We start from the raw sequence: 7,352 nt of genomic DNA, 5'->3' as shown, positions 1-7,352 counted from the left end.
CACCTTCATCGTTTGCTGCTTTAGAAATACTCCGCGGGGGGTCCGGGGGGCGCGAAGCCCCCCGGGGCCAGCCAAAGGTGCCCCGCTCCACAGTCATCCGCGCACCACCCTGACCTTGGTCAGCGCGATGGCCAGCACCATCGTCAACAACGCCACCGCCAACAGCATATCGGCGATATAGGTCGGCACGCCGGCACTTCGGCTCATGGCGTCCGCCCCCACGAAAACGCCCGCCACAAACAACGCCGTCACCACCACCCCCAAAGGGTGCAACAGTGCCAACATGGCCACGATAATACCGGTGTAGCCAAAGCCCGGCGACAGGTCCAATGACAGATGCCCCCGCGCGCCGGCCACCTCTGACCACCCCGCAAGGGCTGCCAGACCGCCAGACAGCAGCGCAGTCTTCACCAGAACCGCGTTCACCGGCATGCCCGCAAAGCGCGCGGCACGGATGTTCGCCCCCACCGCCCGCATCTCGAACCCCAGTGTGGTGCGGGTCTGGATCACCCAGACGATCCCCGCGGAAATCAGCGCCAGCCCGAACCCCCAATGCAACCGCAAGCCATCGACAATGCGCGGCAGGCGGGCTTCCTTGATCAGTGCCGCCGATTTGGGCCAGCCCATCCCCATCGGGTCTTTCAGCGGGCCTTCCAGCAGATAGCTGACAAACAGCGCCATGATGAAATTCAAAAGCAAGGTGGTGACCACCTCATCCACCCCCAGCCGCACCTTCAGCAGCACCGGCACCAACAGCAGCATCGCCCCCGCCAGCAGCGCCACAACCGCCGTGACCGGCAGCACAAACGGCGCGCCCAGCGCACCAGTGCCCAAGAGCACCGCCATAATGGCCCCGCCATACAGCTGCGCCTCGGCACCGATGTTCCACAGCTTGGCCCGGAACGCGACTGCCACCGCCAGCCCTGTAAAGATCAGCGGCGTTGCGCGGTTCAGCGTTTCAAGCAGCGCAAACCGCGAGCCCACCGCTCCGGTCAAGATCTGGCCCAGCACCGCCAGCGGATCGGCCCCCGCCAGCAGCGCCAGCGCCATGGCGACCAACACCGTCACACCCAGCGCCAGCGCGGGCAGGCCCAACTGCCGCCACAGCGACGGATTGGCAATCGGCTCAAGCCGCATGATCAAACCCCTGACCCGCCATCCACAGCCCCAGTTCCGCCTGCGTCAGTTCCCCGCGCGCGAATGACGGCGACAACCGCCCCTCGCTGATCACATGAATCACGTCTGACAACCCCATCACCTCGTCCAGATCTTCGGAAATGAGCAAGACCGCTGCGCCCGCATCGCGCGCCGCCACCAGCCGCCCATGCACATAGGCAATCGCCCCCACATCCAACCCCCGCACCGGCTGGTTGGCGATCAGAATACCGGGGGTTTCCTCCATCACCCGGCCAAGGATCAGCTTTTGCATATTGCCGCCCGAGAGCAGACGGATACGCGCCTCTGGCCCCGGACAGCGCACGTCGTATCCTGCGATCAGGTGCATCGTATGCGCCCGCACCGCCACCCAATCGACAAAGCCCCCACGCGCAAAGCGCGAGGCATAGGTTTCCAGCACCGCATTTTCTGCCAGCGTGAAATCGGCCACAGTCCCGGTTTTGTGGCGGTCTTCTGGGATGCGCCCGACACCCGCCCCAATCGCGGCGCGTGGCGACCAGCGCACGGGCGCAACACCGTCGACCAGCATCTGCCCCCTATCGGGTACCAACCCGCCGCCGATCAGATCGGCAAGCGCCGCCTGACCGTTGCCCGACACGCCCGCAAGCCCGGTGATTGTGCCGCCGCGCAAATCCAGCGTGGCATCGCGCAACACGCCCGCCCACACGCCACGCAGGGACAGCCGCACCGGCCCCGGCACGCCCGGTGCTACCGATGCCTCGGCCATCTCGGCACCGACCATCATCGCGGCCAGTGCCCGCCGATCGGTGTCTTTAGTGGCCACCTGCCCCACCACCCGGCCATGGCGCAGCACCACGCAGGTATCGGCGTGACCCATGACCTCGTGCAGCTTGTGACTGATGAAGATCACGGAAAGCCCCCGCGCCGTCGCCAGCCGCAGGGTCTGGAACAGCGCCTCGGTCTCTTGCGGGGTCAGCACCGCTGTCGGTTCATCCAAAATCAGCACGCGTGCGTCACGGTACAGCGCCTTGAGGATTTCCACCCGCTGCCGCTCGCCCACCGACAGATCGGCCACCCGTGCCACCGGGTCTACTGCCAGCCCGAAATCCCGGCTTAACCCCTGCACCTTTGCCAAAGCTACCGCCCGGCCCCGGCCAAGGCTCCACAGGGTTTGCGTTCCCAGCGTAATATTTTCCAGCACCGTCATCTGGTCTGCCAGCGTAAAATGCTGGTGCACCATGCCGATGCCAGCCGCCAGCGCGGCGCGTGGTTGGCCCGGCGGCAGGGGCTGTCCAAAGGCAGTCACCGTGCCGCCATCTGCCAGATAATGCCCGAACAGAATGTTCATCAGCGTGGTCTTACCCGCGCCGTTTTCGCCCAAAAGCGCCAAAACCTCGCCCCGGTGCAGCGTCAGGCTGATAGTATCATTGGCCACCAGAGCGCCAAAGCGCTTGGTGATCTGGTCAAGGCGGAGGACAACCTCCGCCCCGTTCTTGTTAAAACTCACGACGATTTTGGTTCGCTGTCGTCAATGGCCACGGTAAAGCTGCCATCCATGATCGCCGCCTGCCGTGCCGCCACAAGTTCCATCGCCGCTGCGGGCACCTTGCCTTCAAACGTGCCCAAAGGCGCCAGCGAACAGCCCCCCACGTTCATGTAGCTGTAAACGCCGTAGTTATCGGCGACAAAGCTGCCCGACGTGACCGCCGCCAAGGCGGCCTCAAACGTCGGCTCAAAGTGCCACAGCGCCGAGGCGACGACCGTTTCAGGGTAATCTGCCTGGGTATCGATCACGTTGCCAATCGCCAGCACGCCCTTTTCCGCCGCCGCATCCGCCACGCCAAAGCGTTCAGCATAAAGCATATCCGCCCCGGCCTCTATCATCGCGAACGCGGTTTCCTTTGCCTTTGGCGGATCGAACCATGACCCGATAAAGGTAACCTGGAACGTCGCATCGGGCCGCGTCTCGCGCACACCGGCAATAAAGGCATGCATCAACCGGTTCACCTCGGGGATCGGGAAGCCACCGACCAGACCGATATTACCCGATGTGGTCATCGCCCCCGCGATGATGCCCGACAGATAGCTTGCATCCTGAATGTAGTTGTCAAACACCGCCAGATTTGGGTTTGCCGCCGCGTCGGGCATAAAGGACGACCCCATCAGGAACGCCACTTCCGGGTATTCCGCCGCCACTTCGCGCGCCTCGGCCTCGACCCCGAAAATCTCGCCCACGATCAGCTTGACGCCGCTTTCAGCATATTCACGCATCACGCGCGGATAATCTGTGTTGGCGACGTTTTCGGTATAGCTGTAATCAACCAGCCCCGCCGCCTTGGCCGCCTCTGCTGCCTGATGAATGCGGCCGGCCCATTGCTGTTCCACCGGCACGGTATAGATACCCGCCACTTTCAGAGGCTCTTGCGCCATCACCGCACGCGGCAGAAACGCAGCCCCAAGCCCCAGAACGCCGCCGCCAAGGATCATTCCCCGCCGCGACACACCCCGTTTGATCCCGATCATCTTTGTCATCCCCTTGTTGGCGTTATTGTTTGACCATACGGTAAAACCCAACGTCGATTCGCCACAAGCAATCATTCACCAACACAGGGACGCATAGGAAATAGGCAGCATCGCGGGCAGTCAGCGCGGATGTGCCACAGAACCGAGCAATGACGGAAATTCGTGCCGGGTCCGCTGGATGGCGTTGGCAAGGGCCTCCAGCGTGACGGGTTTGGTCACCACCTCGGCAAATCCGGCAGCGCGATAGTCTTTAAGGTTCTGCTCCATCGCATGTGCGGTCACAGCCAGCACCGGCGGCAAACCCGCGTTGCCCGCCCTGTCGCGCATTTCGGCCAGAGCCGTCAACCCGTCCTTGCCCGGCATTGAAATGTCCAGAAGCACCAGATCAAACCGCCCCGGCGCATAATGTGCCAAAGCCTCGTCGCCATCACAGACCAGAGTTACCTCTATGCCCAACCGCACCAGCATCGCGCGCATGATCAGGCGGTTGGTGGGATTGTCCTCGGCAAACAGCGCACGCATCCCCGTAAAGTCGGGCACTGCGGGGGTTGGCGAACAAACCGGATTTTGTGCCGGTGAACAGGGCAGCGCAACCGGCGGCATCGGCAGGGTCACAGTCACCGTTGTGCCCTTGCCAAAACTGCTGGTCAGGTCGATTTCGCCCTCCATCAGCGCCACCAGACGCCGCACGATGGGCAGACCCAGCCCGGTGCCCCCGAACCGCCGGGTGATGGAACCATCAGCTTGGATAAAGTCGTCGAACACCACCGCAGTCTGATCTTCGCTCATCCCGATTCCAGTGTCTGCCACCGCGATGATCAGATGACCTGAGCGCGCAATATCTTCTTCGATGGTGACAGTCACCGCGCCGGTTTCGGTGAACTTGACCGCGTTTCCGATCAGATTGTGCAGCACTTGCAGCAGCCGCTTGGAATCAGCGATGCGCAGCGTGTCAGACCCCGGCCCAAGCGTCACATTAAGGCCAATCTCCTTGCGCCGCGCGGCCAGCCCATGCATTGCCTCGATCCGGGATACCAACTCCCTCGGACGCATCGGGGCCAGATCCAGCGCCAGCTTCCCGCTTTCGATCTTGGCCAGATCCAGAATGTCATTCACTACCGACAGCAGGTGCTCGCCAGACTCGCGGATCGCGTCCAGCATGATGCGGTGTCTGGGATCAAGCGCACATTCTGCCAGCAATTCGGCCATGCCCAGAACCCCGTTCAGCGGTGTGCGCAGTTCATGGCTCATATTGGCCAGAAACTGGGATTTTGCCCCGCTGGCCGCCTCGGCACGATGGATCGCTCCGCGCAGGTCATCCTCGCTGCGTGCAGCGGCGGTCACATCGGTGATCGTGCAGACAACCCGCGCCGTCATGCCGGGGTCTGGCAACACCGCCGCGTTCACCGAAATCACCTTTTCGCGCCCGTCGGCCATGTCTATCCGCAACCGCATATCCCGGATGGTCCTGCCCGAAGTCAGCGCAAGACGGCAGGGCAAGCCGGAAAATGGCAGGATTTGCCCATCAAGATCCTTTAACCGCAAAGCAACCGGATCGCAGATCCGGTGCAAAAGCTCTTCGCTGGGCAATTCCAGAATCCGCTGCACTTCGCGGTTGAAAAACACGACCCGCGCGTCTTCATCCACCGCCAGAATGCCATTGCCCGATGTTTCCATCAGCGTCGCCATAAAATCGCGTTCGGCTTCCAGATCATGTTCAAGCCGTTTGCGGGCGCTGATATCAATATGAACGCCGGTTGTCGCGGTCGCGTGACCTGTTGCATCCCATGCCGCAACCTGCCCGCGTGACGCCACCCAGACCCAATGCCCATCCGCATGGCGCAAACGCAGTTCATCCTGAAACTGGTGGACCCCTGCGTCAAAACGATCCTGCATATTGCTGTTCAGCATAATCCAGTCATCAGGGTGCAACAGTCCCCGCCACACCGCATCGGTGATCGGGCCAAGCTCGTCCAAAGTATAGCCCAGCATCTGCATCCAAATCGCATTCACATGGCAAATGCCGTTTGTCATGTCGTGGTGCCACGTGCCCGCTTCGGCGCCATTGATAATCTGCTCCAGACGCTGCTCGGCCTCTTTCAGGGCGCTTACATCGACATGCACGCCCGACATGCGGATGGGCGTGCCTTCTGCATCGCGCAACGATACCGTGCCGCGCGACTGCACCCAGACCCAATGCCCGGCCCGGTGGCGCAGGCGAAAAACCATGTCGAATACCTCGGCATCGCGGCGTGCGACCTGCATCAACGCGGCCAGCGCCGGTTCCAGATCATCAGGGTGCAGCAGGCTTTGCCATGTCAACACGGTGATCGGGGCCAGTTCCGCGCAAGTCCAGCCCAGCATCTGCGCCCAGCGTTCGTTGACCCGGTTCTCCCAGGTCACGAAATCGCATTCCCATGTTCCCGCCTGCGATCCTTCGATCACATGTGTCAGGCGGCGCTGACTGTCGGTTTCCGCCGTAACATCAATGCGCAAGCCAACGCGCCCGCCCGTCGGGGTCTGGTGATCCACCACCCGCACCACACGCCCGTCTTGCGTTTCAACCTGCAGGTCCAGAAGCGGTTTACGTCGTCGGGCCATGACGTCTTGCACATAGGCTTCTGGTCCCACGTCAGGAACAGGCCAAAGACCAGCAGCGAGCCCAAAGCGCACCATGTCTTCGTATTTAGTGCCCGGAATCATCACAGGGGCAAGGTCCGGGTACATCACCAACATCTGGCTGTTACTCATCACGATGCGGTCTTCGGCGTCAAACAACATGAAACCATGCGGCAAGGCCTGCACCGCCGTCTGTAACTCGGCCCGCGCCCGCAGGGCTTCGTCGCGCACCGCCTGTATTTCGGCCAGATGGGCGCGCAATTCGCTGACATCTTCAACCATCAGCCAGACAATCTTTTGCCCATCCCCGGTTTTCAGCATCATGCCGCGCAGGATCGCAGGGAATCCTGATCCGTCAGGACGGACAAACTGTTGATCATAGGGGCCAAACCGCCCGCCCTCATCCAGTTCAGCAACGGCACGACGGAGGATGGCTTCTTGGTCAGGTGGCAGAAACGCCGTGATCGGTACGCCCGTCAGCGCCTCACGGGACCAGTTGCCAAAGGCCATAAAGGCGGTGTTGGCCTCGATCACGGTGCCGGTAGCGTGGTTAATCAGCACGACACCCACAGGCGCCAGATCGAACAGACGGCGCAGCAAAAGGTCACGCCGGGCGATCTTGCCTTTGGCGTTGGTGCAGGTGCGAAGCTGCTCTGCGGCCAACAGTGCCGCGCGGTGTTGGGCAACAACCGCGCGAAGGACCGCGCGAAGGGCGTGTTCTGACGGCTCGGGCAGCGGTTTTGGCACTCCCTCCAGCCGCGCCCCCGCATGGCTGATCTGATTGGGTGCAACATCGGCCCCGGCCCCGGCCAGCCACAGCTTGTCACCGACACCCAATCGCAGCGGTGATCCGAGTGCGTCAGAGATCCGGTTCAACCCGCTTTGCACAGCCCCGTCAAGCGCAGCCCGATCAGCAGCCAATGCTCCCGCTTCTGCCAGATCCGCCAAAACGTCGGGGATCGCCAAGAGCAAGGCCGCGGTTACAGAGAACGACCGGCCAGAGCCATTCAGCGCGCCCACACTGCATCCTCCGCAACACTTCTACCAGAGATTGCAGCATGGTTCACCACCAC

General features: G+C 62.4%; 4 protein-coding genes. All 4 read right to left on the bottom strand.

Annotated elements, in window-relative coordinates:
• Positions 1 to 93: 93 nt before the first annotated feature.
• Positions 94 to 1,137: an ABC transporter permease gene (locus Q8K08_RS06135; protein WP_304801872.1), complete on the bottom strand. Its 1,044-nt coding sequence runs from the start codon at positions 1,135 to 1,137 to the stop codon at positions 94 to 96.
• Positions 1,127 to 2,644 (bottom strand): ABC transporter ATP-binding protein, encoded by a 1,518-nt coding sequence (locus Q8K08_RS06130; protein WP_305249515.1) that lies wholly within the window; start codon positions 2,642 to 2,644, stop codon positions 1,127 to 1,129. Before Q8K08_RS06130 ends, Q8K08_RS06135 begins: the two co-directional genes overlap by 11 nt.
• Positions 2,641 to 3,669: a BMP family protein gene (locus Q8K08_RS06125; protein WP_370654151.1), complete on the bottom strand. Its 1,029-nt coding sequence runs from the start codon at positions 3,667 to 3,669 to the stop codon at positions 2,641 to 2,643. The genes Q8K08_RS06130 and Q8K08_RS06125 overlap by 4 nt, the downstream gene beginning before the upstream one ends.
• Positions 3,670 to 3,780: 111 nt before the next feature.
• Positions 3,781 to 7,299, bottom strand: a complete 3,519-nt coding sequence (locus Q8K08_RS06120; RefSeq protein WP_305249514.1) for a PAS domain S-box protein — start codon at positions 7,297 to 7,299, stop codon at positions 3,781 to 3,783.
• Between the last annotated feature and the right edge of the window lie 53 nt (positions 7,300 to 7,352).

Origin of the sequence: Pseudotabrizicola sp. (assembly GCF_030684215.1) — a bacterium.
Classification (GTDB): domain Bacteria; phylum Pseudomonadota; class Alphaproteobacteria; order Rhodobacterales; family Rhodobacteraceae; genus Pseudotabrizicola.
The sequence above is the reverse complement of the archived record's forward strand: the minus strand, read 5'-3'. Positions and strand labels throughout refer to the sequence as shown.

Bases quoted from the DNA above. Each gene is read 5' to 3' on its own strand.
- Q8K08_RS06135 (WP_304801872.1), bottom strand. From the start codon at position 1,137: ATGCGGCTTGAGCCGATTGCCAATCCGTCGCTGTGGCGGCAGTTGGGC.
- Q8K08_RS06125 (WP_370654151.1), bottom strand. From the start codon at position 3,669: ATGACAAAGATGATCGGGATCAAACGGGGTGTGTCGCGGCGGGGAATG.